Origin of the sequence: Rubrivivax benzoatilyticus JA2 = ATCC BAA-35 (genome assembly GCF_000190375.1) — a bacterium.
In the GTDB taxonomy this organism is placed as follows: domain Bacteria; phylum Pseudomonadota; class Gammaproteobacteria; order Burkholderiales; family Burkholderiaceae_C; genus Rubrivivax; species Rubrivivax benzoatilyticus.
In genome coordinates this window covers 46646-65967 of record NZ_AEWG01000148.1, presented here as the reverse complement: position 1 = coordinate 65967, position 19322 = coordinate 46646, and the positions used below count along the sequence as shown (strand labels likewise).

The window sequence follows — 19322 nt, the reverse complement described above, 5'->3', positions numbered from 1 at the left end:
CTCAGGCCAGCCAGCCGCACAGCGCCTCGGTGACCTCGGCGCGGTCCAGCAGGTCCCAGTGGCCGGCCTGGGTGACGAGGCGCTTGCGGCTTGCCGGCACGGCCAGCGCACGCGCCGGGTCGCGGTGCTCGCCCCAGGCGCTGGCCACCGTCACCAGACCGTCGCCGACGAGCGCGTGGCGCAGGCCGCGCGGCTGGGCGACCGTCGTCGCCGCCACCAGGTAGACCGGCACGCCGGCGGGCAGCGGCGTCGGCACACGGTGGTCGCGGGCCGGGCCGTCGGGGCCGTGGCCGCACCAGTCCTCGTCGCGCACGTGGCCCCAGCGCAGGTCGTTGATGCCGGCGCTGCGCACGCCCAGCAGGCGCGCGAACGGCGCCAGATACGGGCTGGCGCCGAGCACCGAGTCGACCAGATGCCCGGCGCGTTCGAGCAGCGCGCCGTGGTGCGGCGTGCCCAGGCAGGCCAGCGCCTGCAGCCGCGAGCGCCAGACCAGGCCGTGCTGCTCGGCGTGCACGATCGCGCTGCGTGCGACCAGCCCGCCCATGCTGTGGCCGACGATCACCAGCCGCGACAGCGGCACCGGCCAGTCGCGCACCAGGCGCTCCAGCAGCGCCGCGAAACGTGCGCCGTTGTGCGACACGTGCAGGCCGGTGTTGTAGTGCAGGCTCAGCACCGGGCAGCCCAGCGCCCGCGCCAGCGCCCATCCGTGGTGATGGCCCTGGCGCTGCCACTGCAGGTCGTTCATGCACAGCCCGTGCACCAGCACGACGACCCGGTCGCCGGCGTCGGGGAAGGCCGCCGCCAGCGCGTCGCGGCCCGGCGCCAGGCGGTGGCCGGCATGGCGCAGGCTCATCGGGATCGCCAGCGGGTTGCCGGAGGCGGCGAGGTGGTCGCCCCACAAGCCGTTGACCGCCGCCAGCACCGCTTCGCGCGAGGCCGCGGTGGCCTCGGGCGGCTCGGCCTCCAGGCGCTTGAGCACGCCGTCGACGCCGCGGCCGACGAGGCGCATGCCGCCGCGCACGTTGCGGTAGACGAAGCCGGTGAGCCCGCGAGTGCCGTCCTCGTGCGGCACGCCCAGCGGCGCGCGCCGCGCCAGGATCGTGCCGTGCAGCTGCTCGGCGATCCCGGCGACGCCGATGCCGGCATCGACACCCAGCTGCACCAGCCCGCGCAGGTCGGCGAGCGTCAGCGCCGGGCGATGCGGCGTGTGCAGCACGGCGATGCTGCCGGCTTCGGACATGGGCGGCTCCGGGCGGTGGTGACGGCCCACTGTGCGCCCGGTGCCGCCCCGGTGCAAGGCGATCAGCCGCGTTTGGCACGGATGTTCGCCCGGCCGATGCGGCTGCGCGCCTTCCACTGCGCGACCTGCTCGCGCCGCTGCAGCGCGCTCATCGAGTCGCGCTGTGCCTCGCGCACCAGCTTGCCGAAGCTCTTCAGCCGCTCGGGTGCGACCGTGCCGCGCACCGCGCAGCCGGGTTCGCCCTCGTGGCGGCAGTCGCGGAAGCGGCACTGCGCGGCCAGTGCCGTGATGTCGTCGAAGGCGCCGGCGACGTCGCCCGCGCCGCCGTCCAGGCGCAGCGAACGCAGCCCCGGCGTGTCGACGATGCAGGCGCCGTCGGGCAGCGGGTGCAGCGTGCGCGCCGTCGTCGTGTGGCGGCCGCGGCCGTCGCCGCGGCGCGTGCCGCCGGTGGCCGCCACCGTCTCGCCGCACAAGGCGTTGGCCAGCGTGCTCTTGCCGGCGCCGCTGGAACCCAGCAGCACCAGCGTCTGCCCCGGCGCGAGCCAGGGCGCGAGCTGCGATGAGACGTCGTCGTGCAGCGAGTCCAGCGCCAGCACCTCGACGCCGGCCGGCACCAGCGTGCGCGCGTCGCGCAGCCGCCGGGCCAGGTCGACGCAGAGGTCGGCCTTGCTGAGCACGACCACGGCGCCGACGCCGGCCAGGCGCACCAGCGCCAGGTAACGCTCCAGCCGACGCAGGTTGAAGTCGTGGTCCAGGCCCATGACCAGCAGCGCGGTGTCGACGTTGCTCGCCAGCACCACACGCTCGACCTTCTCGCGGCCGTCGTGCAGGCGGCGCGCGAGCTGCGTGCGCGGCGGCACGCGTGCGTCGACCCACCATTCGCCGAAGGTGTTGCGTTCGGCACGCACCCAGTCGCCGACGGCCAGCGCGTCGGCGTCGGCGGCCAGCGCCTGCAGCAGCGCCGGGCGGGCGCGTGCCGGCGCGGTGGCCTCGCCGTCGTGCAGCACGAGGCCGTCGCGGTGCACCTCGGCGACGCGCATCAGCGCGGCATCACCTTCGGGCAGCGGAAACGGCAGGGAGGAAAGAAGCTGCGGCGTCAGGCCGATGGCCTGCAGCCGCTCGTACGGGGAAACAAGAGACATGATGAACTGAAGTCCCGTGGCGCGGCCGGCGGCCGCGCGTGACCGGTCCGCCGGCGCATGAGGCCAGGCGGGGCTCGATGGGGAGGGCCTGTCGGCGCGCCGGGGGCCGGCGGGCGGAGGACTTCAGCAGCCCGGCGTGGCCGGGCGGGAGATCCGGAACTCGCGCGTCAGCGCGCGGCGCGGCGAAGGCCGTGAACGGCAAGGTCCCGATGTTCCATGGCGGCCTCCTGTGTGGCGAGTGGATGGCAGCCGCGCACTGTGCGCCGCGCGATCTGGAGGCGTCAACCCAGGCGCCCCCGGCTGCGGCGTGCACGCCACGGCGCTCGTTATGCTCGCGGCCGATGTTGCCACCCGACTGCCTGTACGCCGACGAGCATTGCCTGGTGCTGGCCAAACCCGCCGGGCTGCTGGCCGTGCCCGGGCGCGGCCCCGACAAGCAGGACTGCCTGGTCGCACGCGCCCAGGCCTGCTGGCCCGACGCGCTGACCGTGCACCGGCTGGACATGGCGACCTCGGGGCTGATGGTCTACGGCCGCGGCGCGGCGGCGCAGCGCACGCTGTCGATCGCGTTCGCCGAGCGCCGCGTCGACAAACGTTACGTCGCCGTCGTCGCCGGGCTGATCGCCGAGGACACCGGCGAGGTCGACGCGCCGCTGATCTGCGACTGGCCCAACCGGCCACGGCAGAAGGTCTGCCACGAGCACGGCAAACCTTCGCTGACCCGCTGGCGCGTGCTGGCACGCGACCGCGCGGCCGGGCGCACGCGGGTCGAACTCGAGCCCGTCACCGGGCGCTCGCACCAGCTGCGCCTGCACCTGGCGACGATCGGCCACCCGATGCTCGGCGACGACCTCTACGCACCGCCCGAACTCGCGGCCGCGGCGCCGCGGTTGCTGCTGCACGCCGAGCGCCTGGCCTTCCCGCATCCCGTCACCGGCGAACGCCTCGCCTTTGAGCGCGCGGCCGACTTCTGAAGCCCGAGACGATGAGACAAGACGTCGATCTGAAACACGCCTACCGCTTGCTGAACCACGGCCCGACGGTGCTCGTCAGCGCGGCCCACGGCGGACGGCGCAACGTGATGGCCGCGGCCTGGGCGATGCCGCTGGACTTCGACCCGCCCAAGGTCGCCGTCGTGCTCGACAAGAGCACGTTCACGCGCACGCTGCTCGACGCCGCCGGCGAGTTCGCGCTCAGCATCCCCTGCGTCGCGCTGGCCGACGCCACGCTGACGGTGGGCAACACCAGCGGCCACGACGGTGTCGACAAGTTCGGGCGTCATGGCCTGGGCGCCTTCGCCGGCCGCGCGACCGGCGCGCCGCTGGTCGAAGGCTGCGTCGGCTGGCTCGAATGCCGGCTGCTGCGCGAGCCGCACCTCGAGCAGGCCTACGACCTGTTCCTCGCCGAGGTCGTCGCGGCGCAGGCCGATGCGCGCGTGTTCCGCGCCGGGCGCTGGGAGTTCGCGCCCGAGCACGAGGCCCTGCGCACGATCCACCACGTCGCCGGCGGCGCGTTCTTCAGCGTGGGGCCGATGCTGCAGGCGAAGCCGCTGCCTTGAGCGGAGCGCGCAGCCGGCGCTCGAAGTCGGCCGGCGCGACGACCTGCAGCAGCTCGCGGCCTTCGGCGTCGACGGCGATCGCCAGGCCCCGCGCCGGGTACAGCCAGTGCTCGAGCCGGCCGCCCGGGGCGATGATCTCGTCGGGCTCGCCGAAACGCTGGCGCAGCGTCTGCGCATCGAGGTTGGCCGCCGGGATGAAGCTCAGGCCGACCAGCGGCGCGGCGCCCAGCGCCTGGCGCTCGCTGGCGCGCAGCGGGTAGCGCCACAGCGTGCCGCCGGCGGGTTGACGCTCGGCGGCGGTCTGCTGCAGGCGCAGCAGCTCGGCGTCGTCCAGCGCCGTGGCCAGCAGCAGCCGGCCGCCGACACCGCCGCTGTCGAAACGCTCGACATAACCTTCCAGCGCCCCGGGCTGGCCGGTTTCGGCCATCACCGCGAGCTGCAGGCCTTCGCCCCAGCGGCGCTCGGCGTCGGCCAGCGTGCTGCCGGGCAGCTGCAGGCCGAAAGCGGAAACGCTGTCGCCGCGGGCGGCGATGCTCCACGGCGCCTCGGGCGCGGACACCGGCGCCGTGCTGCTGCCGCGCAGCACCTGCCAGAACGCGGGCACGAAGGCGATGACGAGAACGACGACGCCGGCCAGCAGCGCGACGAGGAACGGGCTTTTCAGGACACGATTCATGGGCGGCGCCAGTATGCTCGAAGCGATGAAGACCTCCCTCACCCTCGTCACCGGTGGCTCGCGCGGGCTGGGCCTGGCGCTGGTGCAGCAGCTGCTCGAACGCGGCGACCGCGTGCTGACGCTGGCCCGGCGGGCGCCGCCGCTCGAACACCCGGCGCTGATCGCCTGGACCGTCGACCTCGCCGACCCGGCACCGGCCGCACGCCGGCTGTCGGCCTGGCTCGACGCGCAGGACCCGGGCGTGCTCGCCTCGGTGACGCTGGTCAACAACGCCGGCGTGATCTCCGAGCTGGCGCCGCTGGGCGAGGTCGGCGCGGCCGACCTGTCCAACGCGCTGCGTGTCGGCCTGGAGGCGCCGATGCTGCTGGCCTCGGCCTTCCTGCGCAGCACCGCGGCCTGGAACGTGCCACGCAAGCTGCTGTTCGTGTCCTCGGGCCTGGGCCGCCGCGCAATGGCCGGCAGCGCCTCGTACTGCGCCGCCAAGGCCGGCATGGACCACCTGGCGCGCGCGATCGCGCTCGAAGAGGCGGCACGGCCCAACGGCGCGCGGGTCGTGTCGCTGGCGCCGGGTGTCATCGACACCGACATGCAGGTGCAGCTGCGCAGCGCCGACCCGGCACGTTTCACCGACCGCGGACGTTTCGTCGGCCTGCACGAAGGCGGCATGCTCGACAGCCCGGAGACCGCCGCCGCCAAGCTGCTGCGCTACCTGGAGCGCGCCGACTTCGGCCAGCAGCCGGTGGCCGACGTGAGGGATGCATGAGCGCTCAGGACTTGTCCGGCGCTCATTCCCGCGTGGCGGGACCGGCCGCAGGCCGAAGGGTGCTCCAGTGAACGATCTGCCGGAACGCGCCCAGGCGCTGATCGACCAGCTGAAGCTGCAGCCGCACCCCGAGGGCGGCCACTACGCCGAGCTCTACCGCTCGCAGCAGACCGTCGCCACGGCGCGTGGCGAACGCCGCGGCATCACGACGATCGACTTCCTGCTCGTGCACGGCGAACACTCGGCCTGGCACCGCGTGCGCTCCTGCGAGGTCTGGCACCTGCTGGAAGGCGGGCCGCTGACGCTGTGGCTGCTGTCGCCGGACCTGCAGACGCTCGAACACGTCGTGCTCGACACCGACCGCCGGCGCCACGTCGTGCCGGCCGACTGGTGGCAGACCGCCGAGCCGGTGGGCGACTACGCCTATTGCGGCGCGACGGTCGGCCCGGGTTTCGAGTTCCAGGACTTCGACTTCGGCCGCGACGACGCGGCGCTGCGTTCGGCGGTCGGGCGCCTGGCGCCCGACCTGCACCGGCTGCTGTAGTTACTGCTCGCCGAGCGAGACGCCGATGCCGCGTGCGGCGCGCACGAGCTCGTGGTCGCGCGGCACGAGGCGGTTCTTGCCGGCCACCTCGGAGATCGGCACGCTGACGACGGCGTCGCCCTGCAGCGCGACCATGCGGCCGTACTGCCCGGCTTCGACGAGCTGCGCCGCGTGGTAGCCGAAACGCGTGGCCAGCACGCGGTCGAACGGCGTCGGCGAACCGCCGCGCTGGATGTGGCCCAGCAGCGTCGTGCGCACCTCGCAGTCGACCCGCGGCTCCAGCTGCTGCTGCAACCAGTTGCCGACGCCGCCCAGGCGCAGCGGGTCGGGGCTGTCGGCGATCGTGCGCTGCACGGTCAGCCCGCCGCCTTCGGGTGCGGCGCCTTCGGCGATCGAGATGATCGTCGACAGCCCGTGCGCGGCACGCTCGCGGCAGCGCTGGGCCACGGCCTCGACGCTGAACGGGATCTCGGGGATCAGGATGACCTCGGCGCCGCCGGCCATGCCGCCTTCGAGCGCGATCCAGCCGGCGTAGCGGCCCATCGTCTCGGCGATCATCACCCGGCCGTGGCTGCGGCCGGTGGTCGCCAGGCGGTCCAGCGCCTCGGCGACGACGGCCACCGCGCTGTCGAAGCCGAAGGTGCGTTCGGTGCAGAACAGGTCGTTGTCGATGGTCTTGGGCACGCCGACGACCGGCAGCCCCAGCGCCTCGAACTTGTGCGCGATGGCCATCGTGCCGTCGCCGCCGATGGCCACCAGCGCGTCCAGGCCGAGCTCGCGCACGTAGTCCATCGCCTGGGCGGAGCAGTCGGCCCCGCCGGCGCCGAAGTAGTGGAACGGGTCGCACTTGTTGTGCGTGCCGAGGATCGTGCCGCCTTCGGCCAGGATGCCGGCGACGGCGGCGGTGTCCAGCGGCCGCGACGAACGTGTCAGCAGGCCGAGGAAACCGCGTTCGATGCCGGTGACCCGGGCACCGCACTCGTTGATCAGCGACAGCGTCACCGCGCGGATGACGGCGTTGAGGCCGGGGCAGTCGCCCCCGCCGGTCAGGATTCCGATGTGCATGAGTCGATCATCCAAGCCAGTGGGCGATGTCGGCCTTGAGTTTGGTCAAGTCCTCTTCCCGGGTATACATCATGTGTCCGGCATCGTAGTAGTGATGCTCGATGCGTGCCAGCACCTCGGACGGGGCGTCGAGCTGGGCCAGCGACCAGTCGCTGGCGCTGTACGGCGTGCCCAGGTCGTAGCGGCCGCTGGCGACGAAGACCTTGAGCTGCGGGTTGCGGCGCAGCGCACGCGCGAGGTCGCGGCTGGTGCTGGCGTAGGCGTTGCCCTGGGCCTCGCCGCGGTTCCAGTTCCAGGCCAGGTGGGCCTCGTGCGACAGGGTCTCGTAACGCTGCTCGGTCGTCAGGCCGAGCTCGCCGAAATAGGCCATCGCGGCCATCGTGTACGGCGCGGCGATGGCCTCGATGCCGGGGTCGAACTCCCAGTCGCGCGTGCGGCGCGCGGCCATCGGGCCGGTCACGCGGGCGTCGAGCCGGCCGACCTGGCGGCCCTGGGCGCGCATCGCCTCGAAGAAGTAGTCCTGGTCGGCGATGCGCAGGTTCTTCTCCTCGACCAGCGCGCGCGGCAGGCCGGTGAGTTCGGCGACGCGGCGGGCGACGGCGGCGCGGCGCTTGTCCGACAGCCGCGCGCCGGCCAGCAGCGCGGCGGCGTAGTCCTCGTCGACGAAGGCTTCGGCCGCGGCCTGCGCCGCTTCGCGCGACGCCCCCAGCGGCCCCTTCAGCAGGCCGTGGTACTGCGAGACGACGGCATAGGCCGGCAGGAACAGCGCGTACGGCAGGTCGTTGCCCGGGTCGAAGGACAGGCTTTGCAGGTCCATCGCGCAGGACACCAGCACCAGGCCGGCGAGTGCGACGCCGCCGTCCAGCAGCTTGTCGGCCAGCGCCGCACCGCGTGTCGTGCCGTAGCTCTCGCCGGCCAGGTAGACCGGCGAACCCCAGCGGCGGTGCCGCGTCAGCCAGGTGCGCACGACCTCGGCCAGGGCCTTCACGTCGCCGTCGACCGACAGCAGCTTCTTGCGTGCGGCCTCGCTGGCGGTCGTCGACCAGCCGGTGTGCGGCGGGTCGACGAAGACCAGGTCGAAGTGCTCGAACCAGCTCAGCGGGTTGTCGCTGACGGTGTAGGGCGCCGCCGGCATGCTGCCGTCGGACGGCACGACCAGCCGCTTCGGCCCCAGCGCGCCCAGGTGCAGCCAGATCGACGCCGAACCCGGCCCGCCGTTGAAGGCGAAACACACCGGGCGGGAGCCGGCGGCGGCGCCCTGCAGCTGGTAGGCGGTGGTCATCACCGCGGCCTGCGGTTCGGCCAGCGCGCCGTCGAAACCTTCGCCGGCCACCGGGATGAACTCGGCGCTGACGGCGTAGTCCAGGCGCCGGTCGGCCAGTGCCAGCGTGCCGGCCGCACGCACCGGCGGGCGGGCGAGCAGCTGTTCGACACGCTCGCGGTGGCGGCGGTCGGAGGTCTTGTCGGGGTCGGGAGGAGTCGGGGTGTCGGCCATGGGATTCGTGATCGTTCTCGGCGGATGCCGCGGCGGCTGGCCGGCGGCGGCCGCAGCTTAACGCGCCGTCCGGCGGCGACGCTGTGGAGTCCGGACAACGTCCAGGCCCACGGAAACCGCGGAAAGTTCACCAGACGGAATTGGAGAGCCGACTCCAGCGATTGCCGGCCCGGCGGGCAGGCCGCGGCGCTATCGTGCAGGCGGCGCCCGACCGGTGCCGTGCGTCGAACGAACAGCCCACGAGGCGGGAGTGTGCGATGAATGCCGAAACCCAAGGCTCCGGGAGCTCGCTGGAGCTGGTCGACGTCATCGACCTCAAATGGCTGTTCGCCAACGAAGGCGTGTTCCTGCACGTCGAACGCCTGCAGCACGACGCCGACTACGCGCGCGGCCTGCTTGACCGCGCGGCAGCCTCCGCCAACCCCGAGCTGCGGGCCGCCGCAGCCCGCCTGAACGGCCAGATCGAGGCCGGCGACCCCGCGGCCGCGTGAACACGCGCCGGCCGACGGCGGCGTAGGATCACCGCGGCCGCGCTGCCGCGGCGGGAGCGTCACGATGCGCCCTACCCTCGCCCTGCTCCTCCTGGCCTGCACCGCCGTCGTCGGCTGCACGACGGTCGATGCGCTGCCGGCGCGCACGCCGCTGCCGACCCGCGACGCCGCCTTCGCGCCGCCGGCGCGCCTGCCCGACGCGGCCGCGGTGCTGGCCGTCGACGACGCGATGCGGGCCCACCTCGACGGCGCCGGGCTGCGCCACAGCGAGGACCCGCGCCGGGCGCTGGTCGAGCTGCTGTACAGCCGCCGCTCGCTGGCGCTGGACTACGAAGGGGTGACACGCACCGCCGCCGAGACCTTCGCGGCGCGCTCGGGCAACTGCCTGTCGCTGGTGGCGATGACCGCGGCCTTTGCGCGCGAGGCCGGCCTGCCGGTGCAGTTCCGCAGCGTCGCCGTCGACGAGAGCTGGAACCGCAGCGGCGACCTGCTGACCCTCAACGGCCACGTCAACGTGTCGCTGGGCTGGCCGGCCGCCGCCGCGGGCCAGGTGCTGCGCAGCACCGACAGCGCGCTCGTCGTCGACTTCCTGCCCGGCGAGCAGGTCGCGGGCCTGCGCTGGCGCAGCATCTCCCAGGCCACCGTGCTGGCGATGTTCATGAACAACCGCGCCGCCGAGGCGCTGGCCGAAGGCCGGCTCGACGACGCCTACTGGCACGCCCGCGAGGCGCTGAACCAGGACCCGCACTTCTCGGCCGGCCACAACACGCTGGCCGTGGTCTACCGCCGCCGCGGCCTGGCCGACGCCGCGGAGTCGGTCTGGCGCACGCTGCTCGAGCGCGAACCGGCCAACCGCAGCGCGCTGGCCAACCTCGCGCAGCTGCTCGGGCAGCAGGGCCGCAAAACCGAGGCCGGCACGCTGCAGGCGCGGCTGCAGGCGCTCGAGGAAGCGCCGCCGTTCCGCTGGTTCGACGCCGGCATCGAGGCCCTGCGCCGCGGCGACCTCGAAGGCGCCCGAGAGCTGTTCGCACGCGAGGTGGCGCGCGACGCCGGCTACCACGAGTTCCACTACTGGCTCGCGCGCACCGAGTTGCTGCTGGGCCGCCAGCGCCAGGCGCTGCGGCACCTCGAGGTCGCGCGCGAGACCAGTCCGACGCCGCAGGCGCAGGCGCTGTACGCGGCCAAGATCGAGCACCTGCGGGCCGAGCGCTCCCGGTGACGGTGCCCGCCGCTGCGGGGGGTCTGCGTCAGGTCGGGTCGGCCGGGCCCGGCTTGGGCGATGATCGGGCGGTCCCGCGAACGAGCGCCCCTGCCTTGAAGTCCCCCATTCCCCACGACGCCGCCCCCACCCGCACGCTGTGCACCGACTGCGGCGTCTCGCGCAGCGCCGACCCGCGCCGCTGCGGCCGCGCCTGCCAGTTCATCCAGCCCGACTACGCCGCGATGGAGACCCGCGTGCACGGCCGTCCGCGCGACCCGGCGCGGGCCGACGAGCGGTACTTCGGCCCGTTCCGCCGCATGTGGCGCGCGGCGCTGAAGCGCCCGTCCGAGGGCGCGCAATGGACCGGCATCACGACGCGGCTGGCCGAGCGCCTGCTGGAGACCGGCGCCGTCGACGCCGTGCTGACGATGGCCCCCGACCCCGAGGACCGCTGGCGCCCGGTGCCCACGCTGGTGACGAAACCCGGCGACCTGGCGCGCTGCCGCGGCATGCGCATGGGCTACGCGCCGCTGCTGTCGCTGCTGGAGCCGGCGGTGGCCGCCGGCCACAAGCGGCTGGCGGTGATCGGCATCCCGTGCCAGGTCTACGCCTTGCGGGCGCTGGAGCAGGAGCTGGGGCTGGAGCAGCTCTACGTCATCGGCACGCCGTGTTCGGACAACACGACGACCGAGAACTTCCACCGTTTCCTCGGCCTGCTGACGCCGAAGCCGGAGTCGATCACCTACCTCGAGTTCCGCGCCGACTACCACGTCGAGATCCGCTTCGACGACGGCCGCCAGCGCCGCGTGCCCTTTCTGCAGCTGCCGCTGTCGCAGCTGCCGACCGACTTCTTCCCGCTGACCTGCCGCACCTGCGTCGACTACAGCAACGTGCTGGCCGACATCACCGTCGGCTACATGGGCGGCGAAGGCGAGCAGTGGCTGCTGGTGCGCAACGAACGCGGCGAGAAGATCCTCGGCCTGCTCGGCGACGAGGTGACGCTGGCCGAACCCGGCAGCGCCGGCAAGCGCGAAGGCCCGGTCAAGGGTTTCCTCGCCAACACCGAACGCGCCGCCGGCGGCCTGCCGCTGCGCCGCATGCCGGCCTGGCTGCGGCCCATCGTCGGCTGGCTGATGCCCAAGGTCGGCCCGCGCGGGCTGGAATTCGCACGCGCGCGGCTGGAGATGAAGGCCGTCGAGACCGTGCTGCACCTGCGCCGCGAGCAGCCGGCGAAGATGAAGAACATGGTGCCGCCGCACGTCTGGGAGCTGGTGCAGCCCTACGGCCTGACGCCGGCGCCGGGCGAGCGCAACGAAGTGCGCCGCTGATCCTTCGAAGAGGGGGTTCCGGGCGGACGATCCCCCTAGAATCCGGACGTGCCCGAACGCTCCGCCGTCGCCGCCTCGTCTGCCGCGACCTCGCACGACCGAGGGCGCCGCCGCGTGCTTGCCGCCGGTGCGGCGCTGGCGCTGGGCTCGTGGTGCGGCGTCGCGGCGGCCCTCGAGGCGCCCGCCGGCGAGGTGGTGCTGACGCTCACCGGGCGCGTGCTGTCGCCGAACGCCGGCACCCGCGCCGACTTCGACATGCCGATGCTCGAGCGCCTGCCGCAGACGAGCTTCGTGACCCGCACGCCCTGGTACTCGACGGCGCGCCGCTTCACCGGCCCGCTGCTGCGCGACGTGCTCGCCGCCGCCGCGGCGCGCGGCAGCCGGCTGCGCGCGATCGCGCTGAACGACTACTGGGTCGACATCCCGTTCGACGACGCCGCGCGCCATGACCTGATCGTCGCCCGGCTGCTCGACGACCGCCCGATGGCGGTGCGCGACAAGGGTCCGCTGTTCGTGATCTACCCGTTCGACTCGGACGAGGAGCTCCGCACGCCCGTCTACTACAGCCGTTCGGCATGGCAGCTGCGCACGATCGAGGTTCGCTAGAACCCACCGTGCCGCATGCGCGGCGCGGCCGCGCGACGTGGCTGGGCGTGCTCGGCGTCGGGCTGATCCTGGCTCTGCTGGCCGTGGCCTGGCTGCAGGTGCGCCAGGCCGCGCTGCTGCGCCAGGCGGTCGAGGTCGCCGACGACGATGCCGTGCTGCTCGTCTACCAGGCCGAGACCGAGTACCTGCGCCTGCGCGACGAATGGGGCCGCTCGGTCGACCCGCGCCGCGTGCTCGACCCGGCGGCGCTGCAGCTGCGCTACGACATCTGGATCAGCCGCGTCGGCCTGCTGCACAACGAGCGCATCGGCCGCATCCTGGCCGACGAGACCGAGTTCGCCGCCACGCTGGCCCGCATGGACGGCTTCATCCGCCGCGCCGACGCGGCCTTCGGCGCCGGCACCGCCGGCGGCCCGACTCGCGAGGCGCTGCGCGAGCTGGAGTCCGAACTGGTCGCGATGGGCCCCGAGATCCACGGCCTGTCGCTGCGTGCCGCGCACCACGTCGGCGAACAGGTGGCGGCACGCAACGCCACGGTGCAGAAGCACAACATGGTCGGCATCGGGCTGACCGTGTCGCTGTCGGCGCTGACGCTGGCCTTCGCGCTGCTGGCGCTGCGCCAGATGCGCCAGCTCGACCGCCGCCGCGCCGCGCTGGAGGAGCTCGCCGAGCACCTGCGCCAGGCCCGGCGCGACGCCGAGGCGGCGAGCGAGGCCAAGAGCGCCTTCCTCGCCAACATGAGCCACGAGATCCGCACGCCGTTCCACGGCCTGCTGGGCATGCTGTCGCTGCTGCGCGAGACCGGGCTGAACCAGCAGCAGGTGAGCTATCTGCGCACCGCCACCGAGTCGGCCGACCATCTGCTGGCCATCCTCAACGACATCCTGGACATGTCGCAGCTCGAGTCCGGGCGCATGGTGCTGATGCCCGCGCCGGTGGAGCTGCGCGCGCTGCTGCGCGACGTCGAGGCGCTGATGCGGCCGCAGGCCCACGCCAAGTCGCTGGCGCTGCACATTGCCGCCGACCCGGCGCTGCCCGAACGTGTGCTGTGCGACGCCACACGCGTCAAGCAGGTGCTGTTCAACCTGCTGTCCAACGCGATCAAGTTCTCCGACCAGGGCGCCGTCGTGCTTGACGTGCAGGCCGAGGGCGGCGACGGCGCGGCCGAGCTGGTGTTCACCGTCAGCGACCAGGGCGTGGGCATCGACGAGGCGACGCTGGCGACGCTGTTCCACCGCTTCGTGCAGGCCGACAGCTCGCGCTCGCGGCGCCACGGCGGCGCCGGGCTGGGGCTGGAGATCTCGCGCAACCTGGCGCGGCTGATGGGCGGCGACATCACCGTCACCAGCCAGCCCGGCCAGGGCAGCAGCTTCCGCCTGCGCATGCCGCTGAAGGCCGTGCCGGCCGGGGCGTCGCCGCGCCCGCTGCCCGGCGACGCGCCGCCGCCGCCTCGTCCGCTGCACGTGCTCGTCGCCGAGGACCACTTCGTCAACCGGCAGTACATGGCGGCGCTGCTCGAGCGCCTGGGGCATGGCGCGGTGTTCGCCACCAACGGCCACGAAGCCGTCGACGCGATGCGCGCCGCCGGCGCCAAACCCTTCGACGTCGTGCTGATGGACCTGCACATGCCCGAGATGGACGGCATCGCGGCCACGCGCGCGATCCGTGCGCTGCCCGATCCGGCCGCGGCCACCGTGCCCATCGTCGCGCTGACCGCCGACGCCTTCACCGAGACCCGCGACCGCTGCCTGGTCGCCGGCATGAACGACTTTTTGACCAAGCCGGTGAGCCCGCCCAAGCTCGCGGCCTCGCTGCGCCGGCTGTTCGGCAACGCGGGCACGGCCGACTTCGGGCCCGAGCCGTCGCCCGGCGAGGCCGAGCCCCAGGCCGACGGCAGCCCGCCGCTGCTCGACGCCGCGGCGATGGCGCTGGCGCTGCAGGCGATGCCGCGCGAACGTTTCGCGGCGATGGTGCACGGCTTCCTCGACCAGGGGCCGCTGCTCGTGCAGCGGCTGCGCGCGGCGATCCGCGACGCCCAGCCGCTGGAGCTGCGGGTCAGCGCGCATGCGGCCCGCGGCGCGGCGCTGAACCTGGGGCTGGCCGCGCTGGCCTCGACCGCCGAGTCGCTGCACGAAGGTGCGACCCACCTGCCGGCGCACGAGATCGCGCGCCACGTGCAGCGCTTCGAGGAGCTGCTGCCGGCCACGCGCGAGGCGGTCATCGCCGCCGGCCTGGCGCAGCCCGCGGACGCCGACGCCAGCGCCTGACAGGCCGCCGACGCCGCGCGGGCGACGGATTCGTCCGCCTCTTGTTTTGCAAATGCGACTTATTCTCATGTAGCATGGTTCATGGCGTCACCGAAGCCGCCAACCCGAACCCTGCCCGCCGGCGTCCAGGCCGGCCCGGTGCCCACCCGCCGAGGAGCTCGCGATGAGCGCATCCGCTTTCCCCACCATCCCACGCCGGAGCCGCTGAGATGTGCCCGGCCGAAACCCAGGCCGCGCTGCGGCATTGGCAGCGCATCGCGATGCACATCCGCCTCGGCCTCGAGCCCGACGAGCCGCGTCTGCTGTGCGCCTTCCACCACCAGGGCGAGCGCCTGGTGGCGGCCTACGGCCAGCGCGCCTTCACGGTGCACGAGCGCATGCTGCGGCTGCTGCTGGACAGCGCCGAGGACACGCTGCTGCCGGTGTGCTGGCGCCTGACCTGCCTGGACGCCGCGAGCCGCCCGCTGGCGCGCCTGGGGCCGCTGGTGGCCGACGACGAGCAAGCCGTGCGGCTGCAGACGCTTGCCGCACGGCTGGCACGCTTCACGCTGCGGCCCCTGGACCGGGCCGAGCCGTGAACAGGGCCGGCACGCGCAGGCTGCTGCGGCCGGCGCAGTGGCTGGGCGTCGTGCTCTGCGCCGCGGGCGCGGCCATCGTGCTGGCCGACGTCTGGCACGCGTTGGCCACGGCGCCGGCGGTCGCCCACGCCGGTGCGCTGGGTGCCGCCGCGGCGCTGGCCACCGCGCTCGGCGCGATGCCGCTGCTGCTGGCCCGCGCGCCGGCCCAGCGCACGCAGGACACGCTGCTCGGCTTCGGCGCCGGCGTGATGCTGGCCGCCACCTGCTTCTCGCTGCTGAACCCGGCGCTGGACGCGGCGCAGGCCGCCGGCCTCGCCCCCGGGCCGCGGGCCGCGGGCATCGGCCTGGCGCTGCTGGGCGGCGCCGCCGTGCTGATGCTGCTGGAACACCTGCTGCCGCACGCCCACGCGCTGGGCCGCGACGCCCGCCCGCGCCGGGTGCTGCTGTTCGTGCTGGCGATCGTGCTGCACAACATCCCCGAAGGCCTGGCGATAGGCGTCGCCGCGGTCGGCGCCGAGGCGGCGCGCGCCACCGCGCTGGCCGGTGGCATCGCGCTCCAGGACGTGGCCGAAGGCCTGGTCGTCGCGCTGGCGCTGCACGCCGCCGGCATGAGCCGCGGCCGCGCCGCGCTGCTGGGTGCGGCCTCCGGCCTCGTCGAGCCGGTGGCCGCCGTGACGGGCGCCGCGGCGGTGGCCGGCGCCGCCATGCTGCTGCCCTGGGCGCTGGCGTTCGCCGCCGGGGCGATGCTGTTCGTCGTCAGCCACGAGGTCATCCCCGAGTCGCACCGCCAGGGCCACGAGCGCTGGGCGACCGCCGGGCTGATGCTCGGCTTCGTGCTGATGATGGGGCTGGACACGGCGCTCGCGTAGAGCGCCGGGCGTTCAGACGATGACCGGCTCGGGCTCCAGGCGGATGCCGAAGCGGCCGTAGACGCTTTCCTGGATCGCACGCGCCAGCGTCACGACCTCGGCGCCGCTGGCGCCGCCGCGGTTGACGAGCACCAGCGCCTGGCGCTCGTAGACCCCGGCCCGGCCCACCGACTTGCCCTTCCAGCCGCAGGCGTCGATCAGCCAGCCGGCGGCCAGCTTGACGCTGCCGTCGGGCAGCGGGTAGTGCACGATCTCCGGGTCGCGGTCGATGATGTCGCGGCACTGCTCGGCGCTGACCACCGGGTTCTTGAAGAAGCTGCCGGCGTTGCCGATGGCCGCCGGGTCGGGCAGCTTGGCGCGGCGGATGGCGCAGACCCAGTCGAAGATCGTGCGTGCATCCGGGTGCGTGTTCCCGGTCTCGGCGATCTTGCGTTCCAGGTCCAGGTAACCCAACGCCGGCACCCAGGGCTTGGGCAGGCGCAGGCGCACGCGGGTGACGACGCTCTTGCCGGCCAGGGCCTGCTTGAAGACGCTGTCGCGGTAGCCGAAGCGGCACATCGCCGCATCCAGCGTGACGCTGCGGCCGGTGACGAGGTCGACGGCGTCCAGCGAGTGGAAGCGGTCCTTCAGCTCGATGCCGTAGGCGCCGATGTTCTGCACCGGCGCCGCGCCCACCGTGCCCGGGATCAGCGCCAGGTTCTCCAGCCCGGGCAGGCCCTGCTCCAGCGTCCAGGCGACGAGGTCGTGCCAGCGTTCGCCGGCCCCGGCCTCGACGATCCAGGCGTCCTCGGTCTCGGCCACCAAGCGCCGGCCCTCGATCTCGATCTTCAGCACGACGGCGTCGACGTCGCGTGTCAGCACGAGGTTGCTGCCGCCGCCCAGGATCAGCTTGGGGGCACGGCCGAACTCGGGGTGGTCGACGACACGGCGCACGTCGGCCTCGCTGCGCACGCGCACCAGGGTGCGGGCGACGGCGGGCAGACCGAAGCTGTTGTGCTCGCGCAGCGACACGCGCGACTCGATCTGCAGCGGGGAGGCGACGGGGGACATGGCAGAATTTTCCCATGCCCAGCTTTGATACCGTCCTCGAGCCCGATCTGGTCGAACTGCGCAATGCACTCGACCAGGCGAACAAGGAAATCGGCAACCGCTTCGACTTCAAGGGGTCGAGCGCGAAGGTCGAACTCACCGAGAAATCGGCCAAGGAGCGCGAACTCGTGCTCTACGCCGACAGCGACTTCCAGATCGAGCAGGTGCGCGACGTGCTGCTCTCGCGCCTGGCCAAGCGCAACGTCGACGTGCGTTTCCTCGACCTCACGGCCAAGCCGCAGAAGCTCGGCGGCGACAAGCTCAAGCTCGCCGTCAAGGTCAAGGCCGGCATCGACGCCGAACACGCGAAGAAGATCCAGCAGGCGCTCAAGGCCAGCAAGCTGAAGGTGCAGGGCGCGATCCAGGGCGACGCGGTGCGTGTCTCGGGCGCGAAGCGGGACGACCTCCAGGCGGCGATCGCGCTGCTGAAGAAGGAAATCTCGGACTTGCCGCTGACCTTCAACAACTTCCGCGACTGATGAACGCCGCCGGCCGTCGCCAGGCGCTGCGCATCGCGGCAACGCTCCTGGCCGCGGCCGTGCTGCCGGCCGCGGCGCAGGACGTCTCGCTGGCCGGCCAGATGGGGCGCAAGGCGCTGCTCGTCATCGGCGGCCAGCCGGTGACGCTGGCCGTCGGCGAGAGCGCGCGCGGCGTCAAGCTGCTGCAGCTGGACGCCGACGCTGCGGTCGTCGAGGTCGGCGGCCAGCGCCTGGTGCTGCGCCCCGGCGGCGGCACCTCGCGTGTGGCCGGCAGCGGCGGTGTCGTCTCCGGCGCGCGCGAGATCGTCATCCCCGCCGGCCCCGGCGGGCATTTCGTCACCCAGGGCGCGATCAACGGCCGCCCGGTGAACTTCATGGTCGACACCGGCGCGACGCTGATCGCGCTCGGCCAGGCCGACGCCGAACGCCTGGGCATCGCCTGGCGCAACGGCGAGCCCGGCCTGGTGCAGACCGCCAACGGCACCGCCACCGCGCACCGCGTGACGCTGTCGCGGGTGCGTGTCGGCGAGGTCGAGATCACCCACGTGCAGGCCGTCGTCGTGCCGCAGGCGATGCCGATGGTGCTGCTCGGCAACAGCTTCCTGTCGCGCTTCAAGATGCAGCGCGACAGCGACGTGCTGCGCCTCGAGGCCCGCTGACCGCGCTGTCCCGGCAGGGACAAGGCGGCCCGAAACCCGCGTGCTACAACGAGCCGGCCACGAGAGCCGGCCGTTCACGGCCGCGAGGAGACGACGATGGACCTCGATTTCACCGAGGAAGAACAGGCCTTCCGCCAGGAGGTGCGCGCCTGGGTCGGCGAGCACCTGCCGGCGGACATCCGCGACAAGGTGCGCGCCGCGCGGGCGCTGACACGCGAGGACAACCAGCGCTGGGCCCGGATCCTGGGCCAGAAGGGCTGGCTGGCCGCCGGCTGGCCGCGCGCCTTCGGCGGGCCGGGCTGGACGGCGGTGCAGAAGCACCTGTTCGAGGAGGAATGTGCGCTCGCCGGCGCGCCGCGCATCCTGCCCTTCGGCCCGGTGATGGTCGCGCCGGTCATCATGGCCTTCGGCACGCCCGAGCAGCAGCGGCGCTTCCTGCCGGCCATCGCCAGCGGCGAGGTCTGGTGGAGCCAGGGTTACAGCGAGCCCGGCGCCGGCTCGGACCTGGCGTCGCTGAAGACACGCGCCGAGCGCCGCGGCGACCACTACGTCGTCAACGGCCAGAAGACCTGGACGACGCTCGCCCAGCACGGCGACTGGATCTTCTGCCTGGTGCGCACCGCCAGCGACGGCAAGCCGCAGGCCGGCATCAGCTTCCTGCTGATCGACATGAAGAGCCCCGGCGTCAGCGTGCGGCCGATCGTCATGCTCGACGGCGAGCCCGAGGTCAACGAGGTCTTCTTCGACAACGTCGAGGTGCCGGCGGCCAACCTGATCGGCGAGGAGAACAAGGGCTGGTCCTACGCCAAGCTGCTGCTGGCGCACGAGCGCACCAACATCGCCGAGGTCAACCGCTCCAAGCGCGAACTCGAACGGCTGAAGGCGCTGGCCCAGGCCGAAGGCGTCTGGGACGACGCCCGGCTGCGCGACCAGATCGCGCTGCTGGAAGTCGACATCGTCGCGCTGGAGATGCTGGTGCTGCGCGTGCTGTCGGCCGAGAAGAGCGGCAAGCAGAGCCTGGACATCGCCGGCCTGCTGAAGATCCGCGGCAGCGAGATCCAGCAGCGCGCGGCCGAACTGCTGATGCTCGCCGGCGGCCCCGGCACCGTGGCGCGCCGCGACGAGGCCGCCGACACCGCGGCGGCCGGCTGGCAGCACGACGCGCTGGCACCGCTGATGGGCAGCTACTTCAACCTGCGCAAGACGACGATCTACGGCGGCTCCAACGAGGTGCAGCGCAACATCGTCGCCCAAACCGTGCTGGGGTGAACT

General features: G+C 73.4%; 20 protein-coding genes. 14 read left to right on the top strand and 6 right to left on the bottom strand.

What is annotated here, in order from left to right; genetic code table 11:
- Position 1: 1 nt before the first annotated feature.
- A complete protein-coding gene (locus RBXJA2T_RS16540; RefSeq protein ID WP_009858566.1) occupies positions 2-1240 on the bottom strand; it encodes a lipase family alpha/beta hydrolase in 1239 nt (412 codons plus the stop codon).
- A gap of 62 nt (positions 1241-1302) precedes the next feature.
- Positions 1303-2382, bottom strand: a complete 1080-nt coding sequence (gene rsgA, locus RBXJA2T_RS16535; protein WP_029718757.1) for a ribosome small subunit-dependent GTPase A — start codon at positions 2380-2382, stop codon at positions 1303-1305.
- Positions 2383-2723: 341 nt separating this feature from the next.
- On the opposite strand from rsgA, the gene RBXJA2T_RS16530 reads away from it, so the two are divergent.
- Positions 2724-3356: a pseudouridine synthase gene (locus tag RBXJA2T_RS16530; RefSeq protein ID WP_009858564.1), complete on the top strand. Its 633-nt coding sequence runs from the start codon at positions 2724-2726 to the stop codon at positions 3354-3356.
- Positions 3357-3367: 11 nt separating this feature from the next.
- Positions 3368-3940, top strand: coding sequence for a flavin reductase family protein (locus RBXJA2T_RS16525; RefSeq protein ID WP_009858563.1), 573 nt, complete (start codon positions 3368-3370; stop codon positions 3938-3940).
- Here RBXJA2T_RS16525 and RBXJA2T_RS16520 read toward each other — a convergent pair.
- Positions 3900-4616: a hypothetical protein gene (locus tag RBXJA2T_RS16520; protein ID WP_009858562.1), complete on the bottom strand. Its 717-nt coding sequence runs from the start codon at positions 4614-4616 to the stop codon at positions 3900-3902. The two genes, RBXJA2T_RS16525 and RBXJA2T_RS16520, sit on opposite strands and share 41 nt — an antisense overlap.
- Before the next feature lie 13 nt (positions 4617-4629).
- On the opposite strand from RBXJA2T_RS16520, the gene RBXJA2T_RS16515 reads away from it, so the two are divergent.
- On the top strand, positions 4630-5379 hold the full coding sequence (locus tag RBXJA2T_RS16515; protein ID WP_009858561.1) for an SDR family NAD(P)-dependent oxidoreductase: 750 nt from the start codon (positions 4630-4632) through the stop codon (positions 5377-5379).
- 67 nt (positions 5380-5446) lie between these two features.
- Positions 5447-5923, top strand: coding sequence for a cupin domain-containing protein (locus tag RBXJA2T_RS16510; protein ID WP_009858560.1), 477 nt, complete (start codon positions 5447-5449; stop codon positions 5921-5923).
- On the opposite strand, the gene RBXJA2T_RS16505 is transcribed toward RBXJA2T_RS16510, so the two are convergent.
- The gene (locus RBXJA2T_RS16505; protein ID WP_009858559.1) at positions 5924-6988 is read right to left on the bottom strand and encodes a 6-phosphofructokinase; all 1065 of its coding nucleotides are present in this window, start codon (positions 6986-6988) and stop codon (positions 5924-5926) included.
- Between the two features lie 7 nt (positions 6989-6995).
- Entirely contained in the window at positions 6996-8483 is a 1488-nt protein-coding gene (locus RBXJA2T_RS16500; protein WP_009858558.1) for a S10 family peptidase, read from the bottom strand.
- Positions 8484-8740: 257 nt separating this feature from the next.
- On the opposite strand from RBXJA2T_RS16500, the gene RBXJA2T_RS16495 reads away from it, so the two are divergent.
- The 7 genes from RBXJA2T_RS16495 (at position 8741) to RBXJA2T_RS16465 (ending at position 15823) form a co-directional block, all read left to right on the top strand.
- Positions 8741-8974 carry a hypothetical protein gene (locus RBXJA2T_RS16495; RefSeq protein WP_009858557.1) on the top strand — a complete coding sequence of 78 codons (234 nt, stop codon included), beginning with the start codon at positions 8741-8743 and terminating at the stop codon, positions 8972-8974.
- A gap of 64 nt (positions 8975-9038) precedes the next feature.
- Complete coding sequence (locus RBXJA2T_RS16490) at positions 9039-10193, top strand: tetratricopeptide repeat protein (protein ID WP_009858556.1); 1155 nt, start codon at positions 9039-9041, stop codon at positions 10191-10193.
- Between the two features lie 95 nt (positions 10194-10288).
- The gene (locus RBXJA2T_RS16485; protein WP_009858555.1) at positions 10289-11503 is read left to right on the top strand and encodes a Coenzyme F420 hydrogenase/dehydrogenase, beta subunit C-terminal domain; all 1215 of its coding nucleotides are present in this window, start codon (positions 10289-10291) and stop codon (positions 11501-11503) included.
- A gap of 48 nt (positions 11504-11551) precedes the next feature.
- Entirely contained in the window at positions 11552-12109 is a 558-nt protein-coding gene (locus tag RBXJA2T_RS16480) for a putative pterin-binding protein (RefSeq protein WP_009858554.1), read from the top strand.
- Entirely contained in the window at positions 12079-14376 is a 2298-nt protein-coding gene (locus RBXJA2T_RS16475) for an ATP-binding protein (protein ID WP_206026543.1), read from the top strand. The genes RBXJA2T_RS16480 and RBXJA2T_RS16475 overlap by 31 nt, the downstream gene beginning before the upstream one ends.
- A gap of 209 nt (positions 14377-14585) precedes the next feature.
- Positions 14586-14954: a hypothetical protein gene (locus RBXJA2T_RS16470; RefSeq protein WP_009858552.1), complete on the top strand. Its 369-nt coding sequence runs from the start codon at positions 14586-14588 to the stop codon at positions 14952-14954.
- Positions 14951-15823 (top strand): ZIP family metal transporter, encoded by an 873-nt coding sequence (locus tag RBXJA2T_RS16465; RefSeq protein ID WP_009858551.1) that lies wholly within the window; start codon positions 14951-14953, stop codon positions 15821-15823. The genes RBXJA2T_RS16470 and RBXJA2T_RS16465 overlap by 4 nt, the downstream gene beginning before the upstream one ends.
- A 12-nt stretch (positions 15824-15835) precedes the next feature.
- On the opposite strand, the gene murB is transcribed toward RBXJA2T_RS16465, so the two are convergent.
- Positions 15836-16852: a UDP-N-acetylmuramate dehydrogenase gene (gene murB / locus RBXJA2T_RS16460; protein ID WP_029718759.1), complete on the bottom strand. Its 1017-nt coding sequence runs from the start codon at positions 16850-16852 to the stop codon at positions 15836-15838.
- Between the two features lie 35 nt (positions 16853-16887).
- On the opposite strand from murB, the gene RBXJA2T_RS16455 reads away from it, so the two are divergent.
- The 3 genes from RBXJA2T_RS16455 to RBXJA2T_RS16445 all read left to right on the top strand — a co-directional run bounded on the left by RBXJA2T_RS16455 (position 16888) and on the right by RBXJA2T_RS16445 (position 19319).
- The gene (locus RBXJA2T_RS16455) at positions 16888-17391 is read left to right on the top strand and encodes a YajQ family cyclic di-GMP-binding protein (RefSeq protein ID WP_009858549.1); all 504 of its coding nucleotides are present in this window, start codon (positions 16888-16890) and stop codon (positions 17389-17391) included.
- Positions 17391-18050, top strand: coding sequence for a retropepsin-like aspartic protease family protein (locus RBXJA2T_RS16450; protein WP_009858548.1), 660 nt, complete (start codon positions 17391-17393; stop codon positions 18048-18050). Before RBXJA2T_RS16455 ends, RBXJA2T_RS16450 begins: the two co-directional genes overlap by 1 nt.
- 96 nt (positions 18051-18146) lie before the next feature.
- Positions 18147-19319, top strand: coding sequence for an acyl-CoA dehydrogenase family protein (locus RBXJA2T_RS16445; protein WP_009858547.1), 1173 nt, complete (start codon positions 18147-18149; stop codon positions 19317-19319).
- Positions 19320-19322: the final 3 nt, after the last annotated feature.

Bases quoted from the DNA above. Each gene is read 5' to 3' on its own strand.
- RBXJA2T_RS16455 (WP_009858549.1), top strand. From the start codon at position 16,888: ATGCCCAGCTTTGATACCGTCCTCGAGCCCGATCTGGTCGAACTGCGC.
- RBXJA2T_RS16505 (WP_009858559.1), bottom strand. From the start codon at position 6,988: ATGCACATCGGAATCCTGACCGGCGGGGGCGACTGCCCCGGCCTCAAC.
- rsgA (WP_029718757.1), bottom strand. From the start codon at position 2,382: ATGTCTCTTGTTTCCCCGTACGAGCGGCTGCAGGCCATCGGCCTGACG.
- RBXJA2T_RS16530 (WP_009858564.1), top strand. From the start codon at position 2,724: ATGTTGCCACCCGACTGCCTGTACGCCGACGAGCATTGCCTGGTGCTG.
- RBXJA2T_RS16450 (WP_009858548.1), top strand. From the start codon at position 17,391: ATGAACGCCGCCGGCCGTCGCCAGGCGCTGCGCATCGCGGCAACGCTC.
- RBXJA2T_RS16525 (WP_009858563.1), top strand. From the start codon at position 3,368: ATGAGACAAGACGTCGATCTGAAACACGCCTACCGCTTGCTGAACCAC.
- RBXJA2T_RS16515 (WP_009858561.1), top strand. From the start codon at position 4,630: ATGCTCGAAGCGATGAAGACCTCCCTCACCCTCGTCACCGGTGGCTCG.
- RBXJA2T_RS16540 (WP_009858566.1), bottom strand. From the start codon at position 1,240: ATGTCCGAAGCCGGCAGCATCGCCGTGCTGCACACGCCGCATCGCCCG.
- RBXJA2T_RS16475 (WP_206026543.1), top strand. From the start codon at position 12,079: ATGGCAGCTGCGCACGATCGAGGTTCGCTAGAACCCACCGTGCCGCAT.
- RBXJA2T_RS16520 (WP_009858562.1), bottom strand. From the start codon at position 4,616: ATGAATCGTGTCCTGAAAAGCCCGTTCCTCGTCGCGCTGCTGGCCGGC.
- RBXJA2T_RS16445 (WP_009858547.1), top strand. From the start codon at position 18,147: ATGGACCTCGATTTCACCGAGGAAGAACAGGCCTTCCGCCAGGAGGTG.
- RBXJA2T_RS16490 (WP_009858556.1), top strand. From the start codon at position 9,039: ATGCGCCCTACCCTCGCCCTGCTCCTCCTGGCCTGCACCGCCGTCGTC.
- RBXJA2T_RS16500 (WP_009858558.1), bottom strand. From the start codon at position 8,483: ATGGCCGACACCCCGACTCCTCCCGACCCCGACAAGACCTCCGACCGC.
- RBXJA2T_RS16470 (WP_009858552.1), top strand. From the start codon at position 14,586: ATGTGCCCGGCCGAAACCCAGGCCGCGCTGCGGCATTGGCAGCGCATC.
- RBXJA2T_RS16495 (WP_009858557.1), top strand. From the start codon at position 8,741: ATGAATGCCGAAACCCAAGGCTCCGGGAGCTCGCTGGAGCTGGTCGAC.